This is a genomic window from Agromyces zhanjiangensis, assembly GCF_040496055.1.
Classification (GTDB): Bacteria; Actinomycetota; Actinomycetes; order Actinomycetales; family Microbacteriaceae; genus Agromyces; species Agromyces zhanjiangensis.
Genome location: NZ_JBEPKB010000001.1, coordinates 360,064 through 384,198 on the forward strand (window position 1 = coordinate 360,064; position 24,135 = coordinate 384,198).

Here is a 24,135-nt window from a genome sequence, read left to right on the forward strand (position 1 = left end):
CCGGATGCCTCGGGCCACCCTTGACCCATGACGAGACGCGACATGCTGCTGGCCGCGCTGGTGGCGACGATGTGGGGCTTCAACTTCGTCGTCATCGACTGGGGCATGGACGGCATCCCGCCGCTGTTCTTCGTCGCCATCCGGTTCGCCGTCGTCGCCCTCGCCGTGGTCCTCGTGCCGCGCCCGCTCGCGAGCTGGAAGACCGTCGTCGGCGTCGGCCTCTTCATGAGCCTCGGCCAGTTCGCCCTGCTCTACACGTCGATCGCACTCGGCCTGCAGCCCGGCATCGCCGCCCTGCTGCTGCAGGCGCAGGTCGTGCTCACGATCCTCGTCGCCGCGCTCGCGCTGCGCGAGCGGCCCACGCGGCTGCAGGTCGCGGGAGTGCTGCTCGGGACGGTGGGGCTCGGCGTCGTCGCCCTCGGTCGCGGCGGCGACGCGCCGGCGCTCGCGGTCGTGCTGTGCCTGCTCGCCGCGCTGTCCTGGGCGATCGGGAACGTCATCTCGCGGAAGGCCGGCCCGGTCGCGCCCGCGCGGCGATTCGGCGCCCTGTCGCTCACGGTGTGGTCGTCGCTCGTCGTGCCGCTGCCCGCGCTCGGCCTGTCGGCCCTCATCGAGGGGCCCGACGCGATCGCCGCCGGCGTCGCCGCATTCGGATGGCGCCCGCTGCTCTCGACGCTCTACACCGCAGGCCTCTGCACGCTCGTCGGGTACGCGATCTTCAACGGGCTGCTCGCGCGGAACCGCTCGGCCTCGGTCGTGCCGTGGGTGCTGCTCGCGCCGGTCGTCGCGATGGCGTCGGCGGCGGTGCTGCTCGGGCAGGTGCCGAATGTATGGGAGACAGTCGGCGGGGCCGTGCTCGTGGCCGGGGTGTTCATCGCGAACGCGCCGGAGCGGCGGAAGGCGAAGGCTGCGGCGGCGCCGGAGGCATCCGCTCTGGAGACGGTGGGGCCGCGGTCGGGATGACGCGATCCCGGCCGCCGAGCGTCCACCATGACGATCAGGCGCCGGAACGCCCGAGCTCAGACCTCGGCGGACGCCGCGAGCCGCTCCCCCAGCCAGGCCCGCGCGCGGGCGTGGAACGCCCGCGTCACGCCGGCGGCCCGGGCGATCGACTCGAAGCCGTGCGGCGCGCCCGGCACCACGTCGACCCTGCACTCGACGCCCGCATCGCGGAGTGCGGCGGCATAGGCGAGATCCTCGTCGTGGAACAGGTCGATGTCGCCCACCCCGATCCACGCCGGCGGCAACCCCGCCAGGTCGGCGCGGCGGGCCGGCACGGCGAAGTCGGGCGTGGTGTCGGCGCCGGGCGCAGCCTGGAGATACGACGACCAGCCGACGAGGTTGTCGCGGTTGGTCCAGGCGAAATGCCGCACCGCGTCGAGGTCGCGCCGCGCCGCGGTGCGGTCGTCGAGCATCGGGCAATACAGCAGTTGTGCGACGGGCTGGGTTCCGCCCTCGTCGAACAGGCGCTGCGCGAGCGCGGCCGCGAGTCCGCCGCCGGCACTCTGCCCGCCGACCGCGACACGGGCCGGGTCGATGCCGCGCGCGGCCGCGGCATCCTGCACCCACCGCCGCGCCGCGACGCAGTCGTCGAGGGCTGCCGGGAACGGATGCTCCGGGGCGAGCCGGTACTCGACCGCCACGACGACGATGCCGAGTCGCTCCGCGAGCCGCGCGCACCAGGCATCATCCTGCGCGGCGGCGCCGATCACGAGGCCGCCGCCGTGGATCCACAGCAGCGCACCGCGAGCGCCGGCCCCGGACCCGGCCGACTGGGACTCGGCCGACCGAGGCTCGGGCGACACGGGCGCAGTGGCGTCCGTGGGCGTGAACACCCGGACCCCGGTGCCGGGGACGTCGAAGTCGACCCGCTCGAACCGCACACCCTCGGCGGGCTTCGGCGTCGGGATGAGCCCGAGGGCGGCCTGCGCCATCCGCCGCTGCCACCCGTGTCGGACCTGCGGGCGGGGGAACCACCGATACGCGCGTCGGAGCTCCGGGTGCAGGTCGGCGATGCGCATGCGCGCGGGGGCGGGTTTCACGTCTTCTGCGCGAGGGCTGCTCGTCATGGTGATCTCGATTCTGGTGCACGCGAACCTCCCAGCAGATTCACGACCACCGTCGACGGTGAGCGATATATCGTTGACATATCGTCGAGACCCGAACAGGGCCCCGGTTCAGGGAGGCAGATCATGAGCGATTCAGGTTCGTACATGGGCGGCGGCTTCGGCAGCGGCTCGGGCAACTGGGGCCGGGGCAACCCGGGGCAGGGCCTCTGGGATGCCATGCAAGAGCTGCGCGGGATGTTCGAGCAGAAGGTCGCACCCCGCATGGGCAAGGGCGACGTCCGCGCGGCGGTGCTCGCACTGCTCGCTGAGAAGCCGATGCACGGCTACCAGATCATCACCGAGATCGCCGAGCGCAGCGGCGGGGCCTGGAAGCCGAGCGCGGGCTCGGTCTACCCGACGCTGCAGCTGCTCGCCGACGAGGGACTCATCACCGCGGAGGAGGAGGGTGGACGCAAGACGTACACGCTGACCGAGGCGGGCACGGCCGAGGCCGAGGCATCCGCTGACCGCACCCCGCCCTGGCCGACCCCGCCCGGCAGCGGCACCGGCGGGAGCGGCGGCGGGCGCGACTTCGGCATGTCGGGCGCGCTGCCCAAGGCCGGCATCGAGCTCGCGCAGGCGGCCGCGCAAGTCGGCCGCACCGGCACCCCCGACCAGGTGAAGGAAGCGGTCGAGGTGCTCGAGGACGCGCGCCGCAAGCTCTACTCGATCCTCGCCCAGGGCTGACCGAGTGCCCTCGACACGTCGGCATCCGGCAGGCAGGATGCCCGATGTGGGGAACACGCGCGCCCGCTACCGGCGGATCCTCCGATTCGCCGCCAGGTACATCATCCAGACCTGGTGGTTCGAGATCGTGCTGCCCCGGTTTGGGCTCGCCCGGTTCGCGGCGCGCGGGCGAGCGGCGCGGCTGACGCGCATCGCCGAACGCTTCCACGTGCTCGCCGTCGACCTCGGCGGACTCATGATCAAGGTCGGCCAGTACCTCTCGTCGCGGCTCGACGTGCTGCCGCCCGAGATCACGCGCGAACTCGCCGGGCTGCAGGACGAGGTGCCGCCCGTACCGTTCGACGACATCCGCCGCCTCGCCGAGGCCGAGCTCGGCATGCCGCTCGAGCGCGCGTACGCGTCGTTCGACCCGACCCCGGTCGCCGCGGCATCCCTCGGCCAGGCGCACCGCGCCCGGCTCTCCTCCATCGACGCCGCCGACATGGGCTACGACGACGCCGTCGTGAAGGTGCAGCGGCCCGGCATCGAGGTGATCGTCGACGTCGACCTCAAGGCGCTCCGCCGCGTCGCCGACTGGCTCAGCCGCGTGCGATTCGTCGCGAACCGCGTCGACCTGCCCAGCCTCGTCGAGGAGTTCGCCACGACGAGCCTCGAGGAGATCGACTACGTCAACGAGGCGCAGAACGCCGAGCGCTTCGCGGCGAGCTTCGCGGGCGACCCGCGCGTCGCCGCGCCCGAGGTCGTCTGGGAGCGCACCACGCGCCGCGTGCTCACCCTCGCCGATGTCACCGCGATCAAGATCAACGACCGCGCGGCGCTCATCGCCGCCGGCATCGACCCGAAGGCCGTCGCCGCGCAGTTCGCGACGGTCATGTTCGACCAGCTCTTCCGCGACGGGTACTTCCACGCCGACCCGCACCCCGGGAACATCTTCGTCACGCCGGTCGGGGTGCTGTCGGGTGAGACGGATGGCGCGGGGTCCGCATCGCTGCCGTCGACGGGCACGGATGCTCCGGGGCCGGCGCCCGACGCGGCATCCGCTGCCCCGTCCGGCCCTGCCGAGGCGACCACCGCGCCCGCCGCGCCCGCCTGGCAACTGACGTTCATCGACTTCGGCATGATGGGCCAGGTGCCCGACGGGCTGCGGCAGGCGCTGCAGCAGCTGATGATCGCGGTGGCGGCGCGCGACGGCAAGCGCCTGGTCGAGAGCTTCCGCAGCGTCGGGTTCCTGCTGCCGACCGCCGAGACCGCGGAGCTCGAGCGGGCCATGACCGAGCTGTTCGCGCGCTTCGGCGGCATGGGCTTCGCCGAGCTCGCGCAGGTCGACGAGCGCGAACTGCGACGATTCGCGATCGAGTTCGGGGAGGTCATGCGGACGCTGCCGTTCCAGCTGCCCGAGAACTTCCTGCTCATCATCCGCGCCATGTCCTTGACGTCGGGTATGTGCAGCTCGCTCGACCCCGAGTTCAACATCTGGGACGCCGTCGAGCCCTACGCCGCCCAGCTGCTGCGCGACGAGCGCGGCAACCTCGTGCAGGCGATCGGCAAGGAGGCCATGTCGGTGGTCGGCACCGCCTGGCGTCTCCCCCAGCGCCTCGACAAGGTCGTCGACCGCATCGAGCAGGGCCGCCTCGTCGCTCAGTCACCGCGCATCGAACAGCGGATGACCCGCCTCGAGCGCACGGCCGGCCGGATCGTGTCGGCGGTGATCTTCGTGGGGCTGTTCCTCGGCGGCATCCTGCTGCGGCTCGACGAACCGGTCTGGGGCGGGATCCTGCTCGGGGTGTCGATCATCCCACTCGTGCACGCCGTGTTCGCGGGGGCGTTCGGGCGGCGCGGGGCGGGGTGAGCGGGCTCCGCCACGCCTGACCCAGCCTGCGCTCAAGGCTGGCGCGAAGAGTCAGCCGCGGCGCGCTGCGAGATACGCCACGACCGCGCGGACGCGACGATTGTCAGACGAGGTCGCCGGAAGGTCGAGCTTCGTGAAGACGTGCTGCACGTGGGTGTAGACGGTGGCCAGGCTGATGGTGAGGCGTTCGGCGATCCCCCGGTCGGAGAGTCCCTCGGCCATGAGCGCGAGAACGGACCGCTCGCGCTCGCTGAGTGCCGCGAGTGACGAGTTCGCGGCGACGAGACGCTCGACGAGCATCGCGTCGACGAACGTGCCGCCGTCCGCGACGCGGGCGATCGCCTCGTCGAGCACGTCGGCGCGGAGGACGTTGTCCTTGAGGAGGTAGCCGACGCGTTCCGGGGAGTGCTCGAGCAGCAGCGCCGCGTACGAGGCCACCAAGTACTGGGAGAGCACCAGCACTCCGATGCCGGGATGGTGACGACGGATGCCGGCGGCGAGCCGGAGCCCCTCGTCGGTGTAGGTCGGCGGCATCTTGATGTCGAGCATCACCACGTCGGGCGCGCTCGTCCTCAAGAGCGCCGGCACCGTCGTCGCGTTCTCCGCCATCTCGACGATCTCGTGGCCGCGTGCGGAGAGCAGCGCGACCAAGCCCTCTCGAACGAGGAGGCTGTCGTCGACGACCATCAGGCGCACGGGACCTCCAGGGTGAGCCGGGTGCCGCCCCCGGGCGGGCTGTCCACGATGAGGGCGCCGTCGGCGGTCGCCAGTCGATCCCGGATGCCGAGGATGCCGGTGCCGTTCGGGTCCACTTCACCCGGCCCTTCGTCGGAGACGCGAATCATGAGCCGGCCGTCGTCCTGCGCAACCGAGACCAGCACCGGAGACGGTGCGGCATGCTTCAGGGCATTCGTGATCGCCTCGCTCGTGGCGAAGTACGCGGCGGCCTCGGTCGCCGCAGCGCAACGAGGGATCGGCGAGGCGATCTCGAGGCGGACCCGTTCGCCGAGCCGCGCGACCAGGTCCTCGAGCGCCGCGAGGAGCCCGAGGTCGGTGAGCACGGCCGGGTGGATTCCGGCGGCGAGATCGCGCAGCTCGGCCAGCGCGCTGGCGAGCTCGGACTCCGCTGCCTCGAGCAACGCCGCGTCGCCTGGTTGCTGCCGAAGCAGCTGCAGTGCGATGCCGATGGCCAGGAGCCGCTGCTGCGCGCCATCGTGGAGGTCGCGTTCGAGCCGCGCCCGCGCGGCATCCGTCGCCGTGACGATACGCGTGCGCGACTCGCGGACCTGCATCAGCTGCGCCCGCACCTCGGCCTGGAGCCGGGTGTTCTCGAGGATGAGCCTGGTCGCGGACCCCGCTGCGGTCAGGAGGGCGGGCTCATCGTCGAGCGAGCGATCGTGGCGGATCAACGCCAGCGGCGTGCCGCCGTCACCATTGCTCACCGGCGTCACCGTGGTTCGGCCGTCCGGCTCGGGTCGCGGCACCAGCCGCCCGTGCGAATCGACGAAGCCTCCATCGATCGGGAACGCGATCGAGAGTTCGGGATCGCGAAGTGCCACGGCCAGCGACCGCTCGAGGTCGGTGTCAGTGCCCCCCGCCAGTTCGACGACGAGCTCGCCGATGGGGCGGTAGGCGAGCCGCTCGTGCAGCAGGCTGACGAGGATACTGAGTGGGATGCCCAGCAGCACGATGAGCTGGAAGGCGGCCAGCGTCCCGGTCGAGACGAGCCACGGGCTGCGTTCGCCCTGCATGGCGGCGGTGACCGTCAGGGCGGCGTACAACGTCGCACTGACCGCGATCGACAGGTACGGCAGGCGAAGCAGTCGGCGCTCCCGTCGGCCCGCCCGACGGTACCGTGCGACCAGGATTGCGACGAGGCCGGCGGCGAGGATCACCCACGCGACGACGAACACGATGGTGACTGCACGGTCGACGGGCTCGGTGATCTCAATGGCGACCAGGTGCCGCGTGCACTCGACGCAGTCATCCGGGCCGGCCACGGCGAACGCCCACCAGAGGCCCTGGAGTCCACCCACGACGTATGCCGTGGACACCAGTCGCCGCTCGCCGGGCCCCTTCAGCCGTCCGCTCGGGTACGACGCGAGGAGGTGCGCCGTGAACGCGACCTGTAGCGGAACCAGGATCGCGACGAGCGTGTCGAGCGCCCGGATGGGGATGGCCTCACTCACGAGCCGAGCGGAGCCGACGAAGTTCGCCGCGAGTACGAGCGTGAGCGCGAGGATCCGACGCGCCAAGAACGAGCGGCGCACCCGCAACGCGACGACGCCCACTCCGATCCATGCCGCGACGAACAACGACTCGCGCACCACGGTGATCACGGACGAGCGATAGGAGACGGTGGCGAGCACCCACGCATCGACCGCGAGCATCAGGATCGTAGCCACGAGCAGGACGAGCGCGGGCCGGTCGAGCGGCGACCGACCACGAGACTCGGAGGCAGTCATCCGAACAGCTCTCTCAGGCGTTCGACGGAGAGTTCGTCCTTCTGCAGGAAGCCGAGCAGCGGAAGGTTCTGCAACCGGTCGCCGAGTCCTCCGCTGGGATAGCTCGAGGTCAGGACCACGCCCGGCGGGCGAGGGAGCCTTGCGAGCGTCTCTGCCACATCGGCTCCGTTGCCGTCGGGCAGCAGCACGTCGAGGAGGACGAGGTCGGGACCCAACCGCCGCACTGAATCGACCGCGTCGGCTGCGGAGTCGGCTTCACCGGCGACGACGTATCCCGCGCGCTCCAGCAGGAGGCGGGCCATCCGGCGGAACCCGCCGTGGTCATCCACGAGGAGCACGGTCCTGGCCACGCTTGATTCTCACACCGGGCCGAGCGGGCGGCGAGGAAATCCGGCCGGAATCAATGGTTTCAGGGAGGCCGCCTCCGGTGCTCACCCGCACCGTGGGAGGAGCACGAATCGAAGGAGTTCATCATGGCCATCGTCACGCACCGTCCGAGGCCGGCCGCCATCCTGGCCACGCTCTCGGCAATCGGCCTCCTCGTGGCCGGCCCCGCCCTGCCTGCGACCGCCGATACGAACGTCGTCGTCACCACGACGATCCAAGCCGCAGTCGATGCCGCCTCACCCGGCGACACGGTCGTCGTACCAGCAGGCGTCTACCGTGAGGTCGTTCGCGTCACCACCTCCGACCTGACCATCCTCGGCGAAGATGGCGCAGTGCTCGACGGGACGGGCCTCGGCGCACCGATCGGCATCCGCGTCCGCAGCACCGACGGGAGCCGACTCTCGGGTTTCTCACTCCACGGGCTCGAGATCCGCGGGTACTCGCTGAGCGGCGTCCTGCTCCGCGGCGTCGACGGCTTCCGCTTGACCGAGGGCAGCTATGTCGACAACCCGCTCTACGGGATCTATCCGATCGCGAGCACCGACGGCCGCATCGACCACAACGAGGTGTCGGGCGCGCGCGACTCCGGCATCTACATCGGGCAGTCGACCGACATCCTGATCGACGCCAACGTCGTCCACGACAATACGGTCGGGATCGAGGTCGAACTCGCCAGCCGCGTCACGGTCCGTCGCAACGTCGCCACCGCGAACGCCGTCGGTGCCATCGTCTTCGCAATCCCCGGCCTGGCGGTGAAGACGACCGAGGACATCCTCGTCGAGGACAACACGTTCTCGGGCAACCGGCGAGCCAACCCGATCACCGACCCCGGCGAGCTGCTCAGCGAGGTGCCCGGCGGCATCGGCCTGCTGAACATCGCCGGGGATCGCGTGCGCTTGATCGGCAACACGGTGAACGGCAACGCCAGCGCCGGCATCGGAGTCCTGTCGCTGCCGCCCGAGTATGCCGTGCTCGACCCGGCGGTGGACCCGACCCCCGACGACGGAGTGGTCTCCGGGAACGTCACCCAGGGCAACGGTTCGAACCCCGACCCGCGACTCGCACCGTTCCCCGCCGTGGACGTCTTCTGGGACGGCAGCGGCATGAACTGCTTCGACGTCGCACGCTCGGCCGATACCTGGTCGGCTCCGCTGCCTGCGTGCCCGTGAGCAGTCGCTGGGACGCCGACGTCCGACGTTCCGAACCTCCAATCGCGATCGACAACCGAAAGGCCGAACCGATGAATGCAGAACGAGCACTCCAGCTCCCCGCCACCCGCCTCGGCAGCGCGTTGGCACGACTGAGCCATGCGCTGGCCGACCTGATGGCGCGGTGGCGCCGTGCGGGAAGCACTGCCGATCACTCGGCGATCGTCGGCACGCAGCTGATGGAGTCCATTGCGGAGGACGTGGCCGAGCGGCCGACCCAGACGCTTGGAGGTACACGGGACGACGACCGCGACGCGACGGGCGAGACCCACGGTCCTGAGCGGTCATCGGCGCCGCCATCGGCCTCGCCCGCGCAGACGAGGTCGGAGGCGAAGGCGAACGCGAACGCGAAGCCGAAGCCGCTCGCCGCGTGGCGTATCGCAGCACTCGATCGCATTCGCGAGCTGCACCTCGCAACTCGCGAGATCGAGGAGACCGCGCCTGAGGACATCGTGTCGGCCATCCGTTCGACTCTCGATTCGGCGAGTGCCGTCGCCTCGTCTGCGCCAATGATCCGCCGCCGGTTCGCCACCGCTTGGCGCGGAAGCGATCTCGAACGGGTCTGGCTCGCCATCCACCGGGCCGAGGTGCTCCTCGTCGAGTGGACCGAGGACCGCGTCGAGAACGTCGCCGTGCTCGACGACATCCGCGAGCGGGCGACGCAGCGACTGAAGCCGCGCGACGTGCGTCTCGTTGCGCTCGACGGCGCCACGGACGCCTTCCCGGACGAGCGGTCCGACACGCTTCGGGCCGGCAGCATGAAGCGCGGCGCGATGGCGCTGCGCGCGTCGTTCGCCGTGAGCGCGGAGCAGCATCGTCAGGTCCGGGACTTCCGCAACGTGCTGATCATCACGAGCGTCACCGTGATGGCCGTGGCGGTTGTCGTGGCATTCGGCGGCTGGATCGCTCCCAACGCGATCAACCTGTGCTGGCCGATCGGAACCGGCCCGGAGCCTGCGTACTGCCCGTCTGGCGGCAGTGCTCCCTCATGGGGTGACGTCGCCGTCGTCGAGATGTTCGGCATCGTCGGCGCCGCCGTGGTCGGCGCCATCGGGATCCGCCACCTCCGCGGCTCGGCCGTGCCGTACTCGGTGCCGCTCTGGTCGATCCTGGTCAAGCTCCCGATCGGCGCACTCACGGCGGTGCTCGCACTCCTGCTGTTGCAGCTCGTGGACAGCTTCACCATCTCGAGCCAGCAGGAGATCGCCGCGTGGGCCGTGATCTTCGGGGTCTCGCAGGAGGCGTTCACCCGCCTCATCGATCGACAGGCCCAGGTCGTCCTGGATCGCATCCCGACGTCGGACAAGAACGATGTCGCGACGCCAGGCCGGGATGGGCCGATTCCGAGTCCAGCTCCGTAGGTGGATCGCCCTGGGACACCCGGGGCGATCCCCTTCGCGGAGCGGCGGCACGTCAGGTCACCCGGTCCAGGTGTTCGCCGACCCACTCGGCGAGCGCGTCGAGCTCGACCTCACCCGCAGCGACCGCGCGGAGGAAACGGTCGGTGGCCCCGACGTCCGTCACCGCGAGGTCGAACCCGTTGAGCTCGAGGAACGCGACGGTGACGAACCATGCCAGGCGCTTGTTGCCGTCGGCGAGCGCGTGGTTGCGGTTGACCGCCAGCAGCAGCGCCGCCGCCTTCTCCTCAAGTGACGGATGGACCTCCTCGCCGAACACGGGCATCGGCGACGCGAGCGCGGAGAGCAGCAGGTTCCGGCCACGAACGCCGTCCTTGTAGCAGAAGCCCTCCTCCTCGAGGAGCGCCTCCACGTCGGAGGGGTCGAGGTACTCCGTCACCGGGCGAGGCGGTCGAGCAGCTCGGCGTCCCGCTCGCGCACGCGAGCGAACGCGGCGCGCGTGCGTGCCGACTTGTCCTCCCGCGCAGCCAATTCATCGAGGGCGATCTGGACCACCTCGGTCTTCGAACGGCCGAACCGGGCTGCGAGCGCTTCGAGGAGCTCGTCGTGGTGCTCGTCGAGCCGGAGCGTCATGGCCATCGAATGCCCTCCCGATCGTTGTGGGCATCCATTCTACGCCGGAGTGGTACCAGCGTGGTATCAGACGCCACCGGAGGAGACGCGCTGGACGCGCTCAGCGAAGGGGTCTACTATAAACATAGTAGTTCCGCTCGACGAAGGAGTCGTCATGCGTGCACCAGATCCCCACCGCGATTCCGCCGCCGCAACGACGGCGTGGGCGCCACCGCTGCCCGAGGCATCGGGCTTCGAGCACGTCACGATCGAGACGGCGGGCCTGCGCACCCACGTCGCCACGATCGGCGACGGCGAACCCGTCGTGATGCTGCACGGCTTCCCGCTGCACTGGTGGCAGTGGCGCGGCGTCGCACCTCGCATCGCCGAGCAGGGGTATCGCGTGATCTGCCCCGACCTCCGCGGCGCCGGGTGGACCGAGGCCGACGACCCCGGCATCGAACGCGAGACGCGGATGCACGACCTTCTCGCCGTGCTCGACGCCCTCGGAATCGAGCGCGTGCACCTCGTCAGCCACGACATGGGGGCGATTACCGCGATGCAGCTCGCCTACACCCACCCCGACCGCGTCGGCCGGGCGGTGCAGCTCTCGGTGCCGCCCGGGTTCATCTCGTTCAGCCCGAAGCTCGTCGCCGCGTTCCGGCACATGCCGAAGCTGCTCTGGCATCGCCCGGGCGCATCGCTGCGGGGCGTCTGGGCCGACCAGTACAACGCGCGGCCGACGCCGGAAACGACGATCGACGCCCATCTCGCACCCATGCAGCGGGCCGACATCGACGGGGCCGTGCGCCCGCTCTACCGCGGCATGGTGATCCCCGAGTCGATGCGACTGAGCCGCGGGGCATACACGCGCATGCGCCTGACCATCCCGACCCTGTTCGCGTTCGGCCGGGTCGACACGAGGTTCGAGGAGCCGCTCATCCGGCGCCTCTGCGGGGACCCCGCGCGATACGCCGACGACGTCGAGTTCGCCTTCGTCGACGACGCCGGCAAGCTGCTCCCCGACGACGCGCCCGACGCGGTCGCGAGCCTGACGCTCGACTGGATCCGGCGAGCGCGCTGACCGACGCGATGACGCGCCGACGGTGCCTTGCGCCGCCGCCGTCAGGCCGCGGCATCCGCCCCGACGAAGTGCTCGAGGATCACCTCGGAGACCGCCTCGGGCGCGTCATCCGTGATGAAGTGCGACGCCCCGTCGATGAACGCGAACTCGAAGCGATCGGCGTACCGGGCCGGGTCGCCGCTCAGCCGTCGCAGGTCGGCCTCGGTGTAGGCGCCGTCGCCGCGGCCGAACACGCAGAGCGTCGGCGGACGGAGCCGCTGCGCCGTGTAGGCGCCCCTGGCGATGCGCATCGCCTCGGGCAGCACCATCCCGCGGTAGAGCGGGCGCACGGCGCCGTCGATCTCCGGGCGTCGCATCGGCGCCAGGTACGCCTCGACCGTGCCGGGTGCGAGTGGCCGGGCCGCGTACTCCGGACCGAAGAGTCCCGCGAACGAGCGGCCGGGCCGGTGCCACACCAGCGGTGGAAGGTGACGCAGCGCGCCCAGCATCTTCGGGCTGAACGACATGAAGGGCGGAGGCGCAGCGAGCCACACGAGCGCCTCGACCCGCTCGGGGTCCGCGTAGGCGAGCTGCATCGCGGTGATCGCGCCCATGTCATGGCCGACCAGTCGCACGCGATCGAGGTCCATCGCATCGAGGATCGCGACGAGATCGCGCAGGCGCGTCTCGCGCTCGACCCGGGGGCTCTCGGCGACGGTCCAGCCGGCACCGCGCAGGTCGGGGCAGATCACCCGATAGCCCTGCTCGGCGAGCCGCGGCCCGATGTCGCGCCACTGCCACCAGTGCTGCGGGAAGCCGTGCAGCATGACGACGGGATCGCCCTCGCCGATGACCGCGACGTGCGAGGCGAGCCCCGGGGTCGTGATGGTCAGGTGCTCGAATCCGGATGCCTCGGGCATCGGCGTGTCCATCGGGGAACCCCCTCTGCAGCAGTGGATACTAGCTTCATAGTGGATCCACTAGGTCCATAGTAGATGCGAGACGGGACGGTGTCCATGCCGACGACGAGGGAACGGGCGCTCGAGGCGGCCGTTCAGTTGCTCGGGTCGGAGGGCGTGCGCGCACTCAGTCACGCCCGCGTGGATGCCCGGGCCGAGCTGCCCCCCGGATCGACCTCGAACTGGTTCCGCACTCGGCGCGCGCTGCTCGCCGGGATCATCGACTGGATGGCCGACCTGGAGCGCGCCGACTTCTCCCCCACGCTGTTCGACGAGCCAACTCCCGAAACGATCATCGAGGGACTCTGCGGAGTGCTGCTCGCACAGACCGGCCCGTTCGCCGTGCGGACGCGCGCCCGGTACGCACTGTTCCTCGAACTCGGAGCCGACGACGAGCTCCTCGCGCCGCTGCAGCGCCAGCGCCGCGAGTTCGAGCAGTGGACCGACCGACTCGTCACCGCCGCCCGCATCCCCGACCCGCTCCCCGCGGGGCGTGCGCTCATGGCCCTCGGCGACGGCCTGATCCTGCACCGCCTCACCGTCGACCCCGAGCTCGACGTGCGCCCCATCGTCGAGCGCGCCGTGCGGGCACTCGCCGCGACGGCGTGAGAGTGGCTCGCCGCGAGCGCGGCGTGAGGGCGGTGCCGGCCGCGACGGCGTGAGCCGGGCGCGGGCGACACCCCGGACGCGCCGGACTCGTCCTCCACAGGGCGCCGATCGCATCATCCATCAACACCGAGAATCGCTGGTCATCGGCGATTTCCGGCGCGAACGGATGTCGGTGGGTGAGTCCAGGATGGAGGCATGGAACTCCCCCGGCCACTCGAGCAGGCGACGCTCCCCGCCGCGGTCGCGCTGGCAGCGATCGAGCGCGACCTGGCCGCGCTCGACGAGGCGTGGGCCGGCGCGATGCCGGCGTGGGGCGTGAACGGCGAGTCGGTGCAGGCCGACGTCGAGCAGATGAGCGATCCGGGCCTCGTGCAGGTCGCCGACGCGCTCGCCGTGATGCGGCGCGGAGTCGAGGCCGTGCTCGCGCGGGTCGCCGCCGAGGTGGCGAAGCGCTCCGGGCCCGAGTTCGGCGAGACCGGGCTCGCGAAGGCGCACGGGTTCCGCAATCCGACCCGGCTCATCGCCGCAGCAACCGGAGCATCGCGCGCCGACGCGCAGCGACTGATCGCCGTCGGCACCGCGACCGCCGAGCGACAGACGTTCAGCGGTGAGCGCGGGCCGTCGCGGCATCCGCACGTCGCCGCCGCACTGGCATGGGCGACGATCGGCATCGAGGCCGCATCGGCGATCACGTCGATGCTCGACCGCGCGTCAGTGAGGGCGGATGCCGCTCCGGCCGACGTGGTCGAGGCGGCACTCGTCGATCTGGCGGGGCGTGTGCCGCTCGAGACCCTCACCCGCGGCGTGCGCGAGGCGGAGGCGAGGCTCGATCCCGACGGCGTGGAGCCGCGCGAGGACGAACTCCGCATGGAGCGCTCGCTCACGATGCGCGAAGACGGCCATGGCATGGTGCACCTGCACGCCCGCCTCGATCCCGAGAGCGCTGCGCCGGTCAAGGCCGCGATCGACGCTCTCGTGAGCGATGCGCTGCGCCGAAGCGATCCTCACGGCGATGCACCGACGCCGGTCGTGGAGTATCGCCGGTCGATCCCGCAGATTCAGGCCGACGCGCTCGCCGCGCTCGCACGCCATGCACTCGGCTGCGCGCAGACCCTCGCGCCGCTCGCGAAGACCACGGTCGTCGTCCGCGTCGACCTCGAGACCCTCGTCCGCGAGATCGGGCACGCCCGTATCGACGGCCTCGACCAGCCGATCTCCGGCGGCACGGTCCGCCGCATGGCGGCCGACGCCGAGCTCATCCCGGCCGTGCTCGGTGGCGACAGCATTCCGCTCGACCTCGGCCGAGCGGCCCGGCTGTTCACCCGGGCGCAGCGACTCGCCCTCGGCGAGCGCGACGGCGGCTGCGCCTCATGCGGTCAGAACATCACCTACGTCGAGGCGCATCACATCCGCTGGTGGGAGCGTGACGCCGGCCCGACCGACCTGTCGAACGGCGTGCTGCTCTGCAGCTTCTGCCACCACATGATCCACCGCGACGGGTGGAGGATCCACGCCGGCCCGAACGACGTCTGGTTCATCCCGCCACCGCACGTCGACCCGGAGCAGGTGCCCCGACTCGGCGGGCGAGCACGATTCGAGTTGCGAGGAGCGCTGGCGGCATGACGCCCGCCGGACTCGGTTCGCCCGTGCGGGGATTCCGGTCGTTCCCCGGGCCCGGGCACGCCGTCTCCCGACGGGCTATCGCCTGGCGACGGTGACCTCGGCCGGGTCGCCGACATCCTTGCCGAGGGCCTTGCGCACCTTCGCGTTCAGCGACACCATGTGGCCGCCCGTCCCCGTCACCATCGCGCCCACGTTCTCGAGTCGGACATCGTCGATGCTCGCGTCGACGCGGACCGATTTGCCCGTGCCGAAGAACTCGGCGGGCCCGGGGATCTCGACGCAACTCCACGTCTCGCCCTTGATATCGACGCCGATCGTGGTCTGGAAGGTCAGCTCGTCCTCAGCCATGACGCCAGCGTAGGCGGGCCCGCCGTCATCGACGCAGGGTCCGGAGACGCGGCCCTCGACGACCGTGCCGCCACGGGAACCGCCCCGCGCTCTCCACTCGCGCCGTGCCCTCGGTCGTCAGGCCAGCGGCGACGGCGACGGTGAGATCACCGAGTCGACGATCGCCTCGATGGCGAACTCCGACGCGCGACCGAGGTCGACCGCGTCGGGATCGAGCAGCCACTGCACCTGCAGGCCGTCCATGACGGCGAGGATGCTGGCCGCGGCGAGTTCGATCGTTTCAGGCGCAGCGACGCCGTGCTCCTCGCACACGACCTCGAAGGCGCGGGCGACCTCACCCCGCAGCGTCTCGTAGCGCTTCTGGAAGAACACGCGCCCCGGGTGGTCGTCGGTCACCGACTCGGCCGACAGCACGACGTACGCCTGCACGATGCCGGCCCGGTGCGCGTTGACGAACGCCGTGCGCACCAGGTGTCGGAAGAGCGCCATGCCGCCCGGGATGTGCTGCTCCTCGAGGTCGGCGACATCCGTCTCGTCGCGGTGGCTCAGCACCTCGAGGAGGAGCTGGTCCTTCGACCCGAAGTGGTGCAGGATCCCGGCGTGGGTCATGCCGACCTGATCGGCGATCTCCTGCAGGGTGCCGCCGGCGAAGCCCTTGTTCCCGAAGATCTCGACCGCGGCATCGAGGATGTCGCGCCGACGCGCGAGCGTCTCGGGCCGCGAACGGGGCTGCCGGCGCTGACCGGTCATCGCTCCAGACATCTGTCGCACCCCCCTTCCCAGCCTGTCGGAACCGAGTCTACGCACGCCCTCCGAGGCTCCAGAACCTGCGCGTTGATTAACTTACTTACTTGATAGTAAGTTAACCCAGCAATCACTCGACGCCGGCGTCGCCCTTCAGGCAGGCACGGTGTCGTGCCCCCACACGAAGGAGAAGCAATGAGGCTCAGTACGTCCCTCGGCGTCGTCGGCATCGCCGCGACGCTGGTGCTCACCGGTTGCGCCGGCGCGAACACCGACAGCACCCCGGCGGAGAGCGGCGCCGCCCTGACGATCGCCAAGCCCGACGGCGCGATCACCACCGAATCGCACAACCCGTACCTCGGCGACTCGTCCGCCTCGAAGTACGGCTACGCCAAGGTGATCTTCGAACCGCTCGCCCTCGTGAACCCGACGGGCGACCTCGGCACCACCCCGTGGCTGGCCGAGTCGGTCGAGTGGAACGACGACTACACCGAGCTCACCGTGGTCCCGCGCAGCGGCGTGAACTGGAGCGACGGCACCGAGTTCACCGGCGACGACATCGTCTTCACCTTCGACCAGTTCCTCACCGGCAGGCTCGCCGACACCTCGGGCCTGAAGTACGAGGGCGCGACCGTCGACGGCGATGCGATCACCCTGAAGTTCGCCGACTCGAAGTACATCGCGCAGTCGCGCGTGCTGCACACCCCGATCGTGCCCAAGCACATCTGGGAGGGCATCGACGACCCGAACACCGACCCGCTCACCGGCGAGGGGCTCGCCGTCGGCACCGGCCCCTACGTGCTCGACACCTGGTCGACCGAGTCGGTCACCCTCACCGCGAACGAGGACTACTGGGGCGGCGACCTGGCCGTGCCCGAGCTGCACTACGTCTCCTACGGCGACAACGCCGCCCTCACGACCGCGCTCGTCTCGGGCGAGGCCGACTGGGCCCAGGCGTTCATCCCCCAGATCGAGGACAGCTACCTGGCCGCCGACGAGGACAACCACTTCCTCGCATCGCCCACCGCCGGCGCCGGCACCCTGTTCATGAACCTCCAGGCCGAGCCGTTCGACGACCCCGCCCTCCGCGAGGCGCTCGCGTGGACCATCGACCGCGAGGCCTACGTCGACATCGCGCGAGAGGGCGCGAGCACGGCGATCTGGAGCGCGACGGGCCTCAGCGGCCTGCTCGAGGACGAGATCCTGCCCGAGTACGCGGACGACGTCTACGAGGTCGACGTCGACCGGGCCAAGGGCATCCTCGAGGACGCCGGCTACACCTGGAAGGACGAGAAGCTCATCGACCCCGACGGCGAGGCCGTCTCGTTCTCGATCTCGGTCCCGGCCGGATGGAGCGACTGGAACACCGAGCAGGCCCTCATCGCCGAGGAGCTCGACGCGGCGCTCGGCATCGAGGTCAAGGTCGACCAGCCCGACTGGGGCGGCTGGGACGCCGCTCGCCAGGAGGGCACCTTCCAGGCGATCATCCACTGGCTCGAGGACACCGGCAACGCCTACGGCCTCTACACCTCGACGATGGACCCGAAGTGGATCGTCGACGACCGCGCGCAGTTCAACTTCGGCCGCTTCGACGACCCCGCGGTCACCGAGGCGCTGAACACCTACGCCAACGCGTCGTCCGACGCCGACCGCGAGGCGGCGCTCGCCGTCATGCAGGCCGCGTTCGTCGAGAACGTGCCGGCCATCCCGCTCGGCTCGCACCCGCTGCTCGGCGAGTACAACACCCGCAACTACGTCGGCTGGCCGACTGAGGACGACCAGTACGCCTCGGCGGACCCGACGCAGCCCGGGATCGTCCAGGTCCTGACCAGCCTGCAGCCCGCCGGCTGACCCGGACCGGGTGGGGCGGATGCATCCGGTGCATCCGCCCCACCCGCCCGTCGGACCTCACGAAGGGAACCCCCACCCATGAGCGACACGTTGCTCTCCGTCCACGACTTCTCGGTCGTGTACGACGTCGACCCGGCCGTGGAAGCGGTCAGGAACGTCACGCTGAACCTCCGCCGCGGCGAGATCCTCGGCCTCGCCGGCGAGAGCGGATGCGGCAAGACCACCCTCGCCTACGGCGTGCAGCGCCTGCTCAAGGCGCCGGCGGTGATCACGAGCGGTTCGGTCGTCTTCCACGACGCGAGCGGCGAGGACATCGACGTCAACGCGCTCGAGGCCGACGAGATGCGCCGGTTCCGTTGGGACAAGGTCTCGATGGTCTTCCAGGGCGCGATGAACTCCCTGAACCCGGTCGCGACGATCGGCTCGCAGCTCGAGGACGTCTTCGAGGTCCACCGCCCGAGCCTCACGAAGGCCCAGCGCCGGGAGGCCGTCGTCGAGCTCCTCGAGATCGTCAAGGTGGGGGCGCAGCGGTACCGCTCGTTCCCGCACGAGCTGTCGGGCGGCATGCGGCAGCGCGTCATGATCGCGATGGCGCTCGCGCTCCGCCCGCAGCTCATGATCATGGACGAGCCGACCACGGCCCTCGACGTGCTCGTCCAGCGCGAGATCCTCCACCAGATCTCGGCGCTGCGCCACGAGTTCGGCTTCTCGGTCGTCTTCATCACGCACGACCTCCCGCTCCTCCTCGAGATCAGCGACCGCATCGCCATCATGCGCGACGGCGAGATCGTCGAGCTCGACACCGCCGAGCGCATCTGGCACGACCCGCAGGACGACTACACGAAGACGCTGCTGTCGTCATTCCCGCGCCTCACCGGAGAGAAGGGGATGGTGCTGCGATGACGCTCCTCGAATTCGATGCCGTCACCAAGGTGTACGCGGTGCGCGGCGCCGGCCACATCACCGCACTGGACGACGTGAGCTTCACGCTCCGCTCCGGCCAGACGATCGGCCTCGTCGGCCAGTCCGGCAGCGGCAAGTCCACGATCGCGAAGATCCTGACCCAGCTCGAGGCCCCGACGAGCGGCGAGGTGCGGCTCGACGGGCAGCCGATCCCGCGTCGCGGCGCGGGGCTGCGCGCCTACCGCCAGCAGCTGCGGATGGTCTTCCAGGACCCGTTCGCGTCCCTCAACCCGTACCACTCGATCCGGTACCACCTCCAGCGCCCGCTCCGGCTCGACCGGATCGTGCCGAAGGCGGAGGAGGACGCCGAGGTGCGGCGCCTGCTCGAGCGCGTCCGGCTCGACCCGGACGTCGTGATCGACCGGCGACCGCACGAGCTCTCCGGCGGCCAGCGGCAGCGCGTCGCGATCGCCCGCGCCCTCGCCTCCCGGCCGAAGCTCCTCGTGGCCGACGAGCCGGTGTCGATGCTCGACGTCTCGATCCGCCTCGGCGTGCTGAACCTGCTCGCCGACCTGCAGCGCGAGGAAGGCCTCGGCGTGCTCTACATCACGCACGACCTCGCGACCGCCCGGCACTTCAGCGACGAGATCCTCGTGCTCAACCAGGGGCGCGTGGTCGAACGCGGACCGGCGGACGACGTCATCCTGAACCCGAAGGACCCGTACACGCAGGCGCTGCGCGCGGCATCCCCCGACCCCGACCAGCACTTCGCCACGGCAGCCGGCATCCACGGAGGTGCGCAGTGACCACGACCCAGCCCCACGTCCACACCCGCGGCGGCGGCCCCGTCGACGCCGACGGGACCACGGGCACGGATGCCGCCACCCTCCCCGACGCGGTCGAGGCGGGCACCACGGCGACACGTGCGGTCAGGGGCCGCTCGCGCGTCCCGTGGCGATTCCTCGGCGGACGCGCCGTGTTCTACCTGTTCACGCTGTGGGCGGCGATCACGATCAACTTCTTCCTGCCGCGCATGATGAAGGGTGACGCGGTCACGCAGTACCTCTCGCGCAACCGCAACGTGAGCCCCGAGGCGGCCGATGCGCTGCGCTCGCTCCTCGGGCTCGACACCGACAAGAGCCTCTGGCAGCAGTACCTCGACTACTGGGCGCTGCTCCTGCGCGGCGACCTCGGCGTCTCCCTGCTGCACGGCCTGCGCCCGGTCACCGAGGTCATCGCCCAGTCGCTGCCCTGGACGATCGGACTCGTCGGCTTCGCGACGATCGTCTCGTTCGCGATCGGCACGATCGGCGGCGCGATCGTCGGATGGCGCCGGGGCAGCCGGCTCGACGCACTGATCCCGGTCACGACGTTCCTCAGCACCATCCCCTACTTCTGGCTCGGGCTGCTCGCGATCGCGCTGTTCTCGGTGAACCTCGGCTGGTTCCCGATCGGCAAGGCCTACGGCGTCGGCATGAGCCCGCAGCTCTCGCCCGAGTTCATCGGTCAGGTCATCCACCACGGCACGCTGCCGGCGGCGACGATCATCCTCGCCTCGCTCGGCGGCTGGATGCTCGGCATGCGCAACATGATGCTCACCGTGCTCGACGAGGACTACGTCATGGTCGCCGAGGCGAAGGGGATGCCCCGCAAGCGCGTGCTCTGGGGCTACGCGGCACGCAACGCCGTGCTCCCCCAGATCCAGAGCTTCGCGCTGTCGATCGGCTTCATCGTGGGCGGCACGATCGTGATGGAGATGGTCTTCAGCTACCCGGGCGTCGGCAAGCTGCTGCTGGACGCCACGAACGCGAAGGACTACGCGCTCATGCAGGGCGTCTTCCTCGTGATCACCCTCTCGGTGCTGCTGGCGAACCTCCTGGCCGACGTCGCCTACGCATTCCTCGACCCGCGCACGCGCCAGACGGAGGCCTGAGCCATGGACACCACCGTGACCGACCGGACGAACGATCCGGCGACGGCCCGCCCGGCCGGGGTGCCGGCGACCGCGACCATCCGCACGGCCGACGAGCCGGGCGACCGCCCGCCGCGCACGCGGCCCACGTTCCGCTCGAAGCTGGGCTCCGCCTTCGCGATGTTCCGCAACGGCAAGTCGATCGCAGGCCTGTCGATCCTCGGGTTCTTCGTGCTCGTCGCGATCTTCGCCGACGTGCTAGCGCCGTACTCGCCGACCGCGGTCGACCACACCGCGCGCTTCCAGCCGCCGTCGGCCGAGCACTGGCTCGGCACGACCCACATCGGCGAGGACGTGCTGAGCCAGGTCATCCACGGCACGCGCGGCGTGATCGTCGTCGGATTCCTCGCGGCGATCATCGCGACCCTCATCGCCATCGTCGTCGGCGTCATGTCGGGCTACCTCCGCGGATGGCGCAGCGAGAGCCTCTCGGCACTCACCAACGTCTTCCTCGTGATCCCGGGCCTGCCGCTCATCATCATCGTCGCGTCGATGTTCGAGGACCCGCCGCTGGTCGTCGTGGCCGCGGTGCTCGGCCTCATCGGCTGGGCGTGGGGCGCCCGCGTGCTGCGCGCCCAGACGATGTCGCTGCGCAACCGCGACTTCATCCAGGCCGCGCGCGCCAACGGCGAGCCGCTCCGCCGCATCATCACGGTCGAGATGCTCCCCAACCTCATGGCGCTCATCGCGGCGAGCTTCGTCGGCACGGTGACCGCGGCCATCCTGGCCCTCACGACCCTGTCGTACATCGGCGTCATCCCGGTCACGACCTACAACTGGGGCACCATCCTCAACTGGGCCGGCGCGCAGGGCGCGTTCCGGCAGAACCAGTGGTGGTGGTACCTGCCGCCAGGGCTCTGCATCGCGGCCATCGGCGTCGCCCTCTCGCTCATCAACTTCGGCATCGACGAGTACGTCAACCCGCGCCTGCGGTCCGCCGGCGAGCGGGCCCGCGCGATGAAGAAGAAGGGGCTGAACGTCAACGACACCGTGACCGTCGTGCGCCCCGCCACCCGGACTGAGGAGAACCCGTGACCACCGCCGATATCGTCGCACCCATGTACCTCGACGCGAACCGCCCCGTCGCCGACCGCATCGCCGACCTCCTCTCCCGGATGACGGTCGAGGAGAAGGTCGGGCAGATGCTGCAGCTCGACGCCCGCGAGGACCTCGAGGACCAGGTGCTGCGGCAGCACGTCGGATCGATCCTGCACGCGTCGCCCGAGCGGATCGCGCTCGCCCACGAGCTCGTCGCGCAGACGCGACTGCGGATCCCCCTGCTCGTCGGGGAGGACTGCATCCACGGGCACTCGTTCTTCGAGGGCGCGACGATCTTCCCGACCCAGCTCGGCATGGCCGCGTCGTGGGACGCCGACCTGCTGGAGCGGGTCGCGCGCGCGACCGCCGTGGAGGTCGCCGCGACCGGGGTCCACTGGACCTTCTCGCCCGTGCTCTGCATCGCGCGCGACCTGCGCTGGGGGCGCATCGACGAGACCTTCGGCGAGGACCCGTTCCTCATCGGCGAGCTCGCCTCGGCGATGGTGCGCGGCTACCAGGGCGGCGGGCTCGACGACGACACGGCGATCCTCGCGACCGCCAAGCACTTCGCCGGCTACTCCGAGACGCAGGGCGGCCGCGACGCGAGCGAGGCCGACCTCTCGCGCCGCAAGCTCCGCTCCTGGTTCCTGCCGCCGTTCGAACGCGTGGCGAAGGAGGGCTGCCGCACGTTCATGCTCGGGTACCAGACCACCGACGGCGTGCCGATCACGGTGAACGAGTGGCTCCTGAACGACGTGCTGCGCGGCGAGTGGGGCTACACGGGCACGCTCATCACCGACTGGGACAACGTCGGCCGCATGGTGTGGGAGCAGAAGGTGCAGCCCGACTACGCCCACGCGGCGGCCGCCGCGGTGAAGGCCGGCAACGACATGGTCATGACGACGCCCGGCTTCTTCCGCGGGGCGCTCGAGGCGATCGAGCGCGGGCTCCTCGCGGAGTCCGACCTCGACCGCGCGGTCTCGCGCATCCTGCTGCTGAAGTTCGAGTTCGGCCTCTTCGAGAACCCCCGGAAGCCGGATCTCGCGCGCATCGACGCGGTCGTCGGCAGCTCGACGCACGCGTCGCTCAACCTCGAGGCGGCCCGCCGGTCGCTCGTGCTCCTGCGCAACGACGGCGTGCTCCCACTCCTGCCCGGTCGGGTTCCGGATGCCGCGGGCCGCGCGATCTCGGACGGCACCCCCCGACGGGTCGCCGTCATCGGCCCGCTCGCCGACGACGCGCAGACGCAGCTCGGCGACTGGGCGGGCTCGTCGGGACAGGCGGACTGGCTGCCCGACGGCCACCCGCGCGGCATGATCACGACCGTGCTCGACGGGCTGCGGCGCACCACGCCGGCCGACTGGACGGTCGAGCACGCCGAGGGTGCGCGCATCCTGACCCTCGACGAGGATCCCGCGGGCGCGTTCTTCCCCGACGGCCAGCCGCGACCGCAGGTGGTCGTGCCCTGCGCACCCGACGAGGCGCTCATCGCCGAGGCCGCAGACGCCGCACGTCGCAGCGACCTCGCCGTCGTGGTGGTCGGCGACCGCATCGAGCTCGTCGGCGAGGGCCGTTCGACCGCGACGCTCGAACTCGTCGGCGACCAGGTCGCGCTCCTCGACGCGGTCGCCGAGACCGGCACGCCCTTCGTCGTCGTGCTGCTCGCCTCGAAGCCCCTCGTGCTCCCGCCGTCGGCGGAGCGCGCGTCGGCGCTCGTCTGGGCCGCGAACCCCGGCATGGAAGGCGGGCGGGCCATCGCCGAGCTGCTGCTCGGACTCGTCGAGCCGAGCGGGCGCCTGCCGATCTCGTTCGCCCGGCACGCCGGCCAGCAGCCGACCTACTACAACCAGATCCGAGGCCAGCACGGCACCCGCTACGCCGACCTCACGCAGAGCCCGGCGTACGCGTTCGGCGAGGGCCTGACGTACACCACCGTCGAGTACGACGACCTCCGGGTCCTCGACGACGCCGTCGCGCCCGATGCCACGGTGCGGGCCGAGGTCCGCGTCACGAACACCGGGACCCGTCCGGCACGCGAGGTGGTGCAGGCGTACCTCCGCGACCAGGTGACGTCGGTGAGCTGGGCGGACACCGAGCTGAAGGCGTACCGCCTCGTCGACCTCGAACCGGGCGAGTCGCGCGTGGTCTCCGTCGAGCTCGCCGTCGCCGACTGCACGCTCGTCGACGCGAACGGCACGCGCGTGGTCGAGCCGGGAACGTTCGAGCTGCTGGTCGGGCCCTCCTCGCGCGACGAGGCGCTGCTCGCGGCATCCTTCGCCGTGGTGGCCGCGCCGGTCGCAGCCACGGAGGGGTGACGGTGCGGGGGCGACGACGGGTTCCGGTCTCGTCGT

23 protein-coding genes are annotated in these 24,135 nt (G+C 70.9%); 14 read left to right on the plus strand and 9 right to left on the minus strand.

Annotated elements, in window-relative coordinates:
• Positions 1 to 27: 27 nt before the first annotated feature.
• On the plus strand, positions 28 to 963 hold the full coding sequence (locus ABME02_RS01725) for an EamA family transporter (RefSeq protein WP_353813539.1): 936 nt from the start codon (positions 28 to 30) through the stop codon (positions 961 to 963).
• Between the two features lie 56 nt (positions 964 to 1,019).
• On the opposite strand, the gene ABME02_RS01730 is transcribed toward ABME02_RS01725, so the two are convergent.
• Positions 1,020 to 2,042, minus strand: coding sequence for an alpha/beta hydrolase (locus ABME02_RS01730; protein ID WP_353813541.1), 1,023 nt, complete (start codon positions 2,040 to 2,042; stop codon positions 1,020 to 1,022).
• A 150-nt stretch (positions 2,043 to 2,192) separates the two neighbouring features.
• Here ABME02_RS01730 and ABME02_RS01735 point away from each other — a divergent pair, with 150 nt between their 5' ends.
• Complete coding sequence (locus ABME02_RS01735) at positions 2,193 to 2,795, plus strand: PadR family transcriptional regulator (protein ID WP_436408225.1); 603 nt, start codon at positions 2,193 to 2,195, stop codon at positions 2,793 to 2,795.
• Positions 2,796 to 2,832: 37 nt separating this feature from the next.
• The gene (locus tag ABME02_RS01740) at positions 2,833 to 4,644 is read left to right on the plus strand and encodes an ABC1 kinase family protein (RefSeq protein ID WP_353813542.1); all 1,812 of its coding nucleotides are present in this window, start codon (positions 2,833 to 2,835) and stop codon (positions 4,642 to 4,644) included.
• A 51-nt stretch (positions 4,645 to 4,695) separates the two neighbouring features.
• Here ABME02_RS01740 and ABME02_RS01745 read toward each other — a convergent pair whose 3' ends face one another.
• Genes ABME02_RS01745 through ABME02_RS01755 form a run of 3 tightly spaced genes read right to left on the minus strand, consistent with a single transcriptional unit; the run spans position 4,696 to position 7,459 of the window.
• Positions 4,696 to 5,331: a LuxR C-terminal-related transcriptional regulator gene (locus tag ABME02_RS01745; RefSeq protein ID WP_353813543.1), complete on the minus strand. Its 636-nt coding sequence runs from the start codon at positions 5,329 to 5,331 to the stop codon at positions 4,696 to 4,698.
• Complete coding sequence (locus ABME02_RS01750; protein WP_353813544.1) at positions 5,331 to 7,109, minus strand: sensor histidine kinase; 1,779 nt, start codon at positions 7,107 to 7,109, stop codon at positions 5,331 to 5,333. Before ABME02_RS01750 ends, ABME02_RS01745 begins: the two co-directional genes overlap by 1 nt.
• On the minus strand, positions 7,106 to 7,459 hold the full coding sequence (locus ABME02_RS01755) for a response regulator (protein WP_353813545.1): 354 nt from the start codon (positions 7,457 to 7,459) through the stop codon (positions 7,106 to 7,108). Before ABME02_RS01755 ends, ABME02_RS01750 begins: the two co-directional genes overlap by 4 nt.
• 123 nt (positions 7,460 to 7,582) lie before the next feature.
• Between ABME02_RS01755 and ABME02_RS01760 the strand changes: the two genes are divergently transcribed.
• Positions 7,583 to 8,665 (plus strand): parallel beta-helix domain-containing protein, encoded by a 1,083-nt coding sequence (locus tag ABME02_RS01760; protein ID WP_353813546.1) that lies wholly within the window; start codon positions 7,583 to 7,585, stop codon positions 8,663 to 8,665.
• Positions 8,666 to 8,736: 71 nt separating this feature from the next.
• Entirely contained in the window at positions 8,737 to 10,065 is a 1,329-nt protein-coding gene (locus ABME02_RS01765) for a hypothetical protein (protein ID WP_353813547.1), read from the plus strand.
• Positions 10,066 to 10,117: 52 nt separating this feature from the next.
• On the opposite strand, the gene ABME02_RS01770 is transcribed toward ABME02_RS01765, so the two are convergent.
• Both ABME02_RS01770 and ABME02_RS01775 read right to left on the minus strand, forming a co-directional pair.
• Positions 10,118 to 10,501 (minus strand): type II toxin-antitoxin system death-on-curing family toxin, encoded by a 384-nt coding sequence (locus tag ABME02_RS01770; RefSeq protein ID WP_353813548.1) that lies wholly within the window; start codon positions 10,499 to 10,501, stop codon positions 10,118 to 10,120.
• Entirely contained in the window at positions 10,498 to 10,701 is a 204-nt protein-coding gene (locus ABME02_RS01775) for a CopG family transcriptional regulator (RefSeq protein WP_353813549.1), read from the minus strand. The genes ABME02_RS01770 and ABME02_RS01775 overlap by 4 nt, the downstream gene beginning before the upstream one ends.
• Before the next feature lie 148 nt (positions 10,702 to 10,849).
• On the opposite strand from ABME02_RS01775, the gene ABME02_RS01780 reads away from it, so the two are divergent.
• Entirely contained in the window at positions 10,850 to 11,758 is a 909-nt protein-coding gene (locus ABME02_RS01780; protein ID WP_353813550.1) for an alpha/beta fold hydrolase, read from the plus strand.
• Between the two features lie 41 nt (positions 11,759 to 11,799).
• On the opposite strand, the gene ABME02_RS01785 is transcribed toward ABME02_RS01780, so the two are convergent.
• Positions 11,800 to 12,669, minus strand: a complete 870-nt coding sequence (locus tag ABME02_RS01785; protein WP_353813551.1) for an alpha/beta fold hydrolase — start codon at positions 12,667 to 12,669, stop codon at positions 11,800 to 11,802.
• An 84-nt stretch (positions 12,670 to 12,753) separates the two neighbouring features.
• Here ABME02_RS01785 and ABME02_RS01790 point away from each other — a divergent pair, with 84 nt between their 5' ends.
• Both ABME02_RS01790 and ABME02_RS01795 read left to right on the plus strand, forming a co-directional pair.
• Positions 12,754 to 13,305, plus strand: coding sequence for a TetR/AcrR family transcriptional regulator (locus tag ABME02_RS01790; protein ID WP_353813552.1), 552 nt, complete (start codon positions 12,754 to 12,756; stop codon positions 13,303 to 13,305).
• A 195-nt stretch (positions 13,306 to 13,500) separates the two neighbouring features.
• The gene (locus ABME02_RS01795) at positions 13,501 to 14,928 is read left to right on the plus strand and encodes an HNH endonuclease signature motif containing protein (protein WP_353813553.1); all 1,428 of its coding nucleotides are present in this window, start codon (positions 13,501 to 13,503) and stop codon (positions 14,926 to 14,928) included.
• A 75-nt stretch (positions 14,929 to 15,003) separates the two neighbouring features.
• Here ABME02_RS01795 and ABME02_RS01800 read toward each other — a convergent pair whose 3' ends face one another.
• On the minus strand, positions 15,004 to 15,276 hold the full coding sequence (locus ABME02_RS01800) for a DUF1905 domain-containing protein (RefSeq protein ID WP_353813554.1): 273 nt from the start codon (positions 15,274 to 15,276) through the stop codon (positions 15,004 to 15,006).
• Between the two features lie 117 nt (positions 15,277 to 15,393).
• Positions 15,394 to 16,026: a TetR/AcrR family transcriptional regulator gene (locus ABME02_RS01805; protein ID WP_353813555.1), complete on the minus strand. Its 633-nt coding sequence runs from the start codon at positions 16,024 to 16,026 to the stop codon at positions 15,394 to 15,396.
• A gap of 189 nt (positions 16,027 to 16,215) precedes the next feature.
• Between ABME02_RS01805 and ABME02_RS01810 the strand changes: the two genes are divergently transcribed.
• From ABME02_RS01810 to ABME02_RS01835, 6 genes are all read left to right on the plus strand, one after another.
• Positions 16,216 to 17,871 carry an ABC transporter substrate-binding protein gene (locus ABME02_RS01810; protein ID WP_353813556.1) on the plus strand — a complete coding sequence of 552 codons (1,656 nt, stop codon included), beginning with the start codon at positions 16,216 to 16,218 and terminating at the stop codon, positions 17,869 to 17,871.
• Positions 17,872 to 17,949: 78 nt separating this feature from the next.
• Complete coding sequence (locus ABME02_RS01815; RefSeq protein ID WP_353813557.1) at positions 17,950 to 18,774, plus strand: ABC transporter ATP-binding protein; 825 nt, start codon at positions 17,950 to 17,952, stop codon at positions 18,772 to 18,774.
• Positions 18,771 to 19,580, plus strand: a complete 810-nt coding sequence (locus ABME02_RS01820) for an ABC transporter ATP-binding protein (protein WP_353813558.1) — start codon at positions 18,771 to 18,773, stop codon at positions 19,578 to 19,580. The genes ABME02_RS01815 and ABME02_RS01820 overlap by 4 nt, the downstream gene beginning before the upstream one ends.
• Positions 19,577 to 20,707, plus strand: coding sequence for an ABC transporter permease (locus tag ABME02_RS01825; protein WP_353813559.1), 1,131 nt, complete (start codon positions 19,577 to 19,579; stop codon positions 20,705 to 20,707). The genes ABME02_RS01820 and ABME02_RS01825 overlap by 4 nt, the downstream gene beginning before the upstream one ends.
• A gap of 3 nt (positions 20,708 to 20,710) precedes the next feature.
• Positions 20,711 to 21,781 (plus strand): ABC transporter permease, encoded by a 1,071-nt coding sequence (locus tag ABME02_RS01830; RefSeq protein ID WP_353813560.1) that lies wholly within the window; start codon positions 20,711 to 20,713, stop codon positions 21,779 to 21,781.
• A gap of 23 nt (positions 21,782 to 21,804) precedes the next feature.
• A complete protein-coding gene (locus ABME02_RS01835) occupies positions 21,805 to 24,099 on the plus strand; it encodes an exo-beta-d-1,3/1,6-glucosidase (protein ID WP_353813825.1) in 2,295 nt (764 codons plus the stop codon).
• Positions 24,100 to 24,135 lie beyond the last annotated feature (36 nt).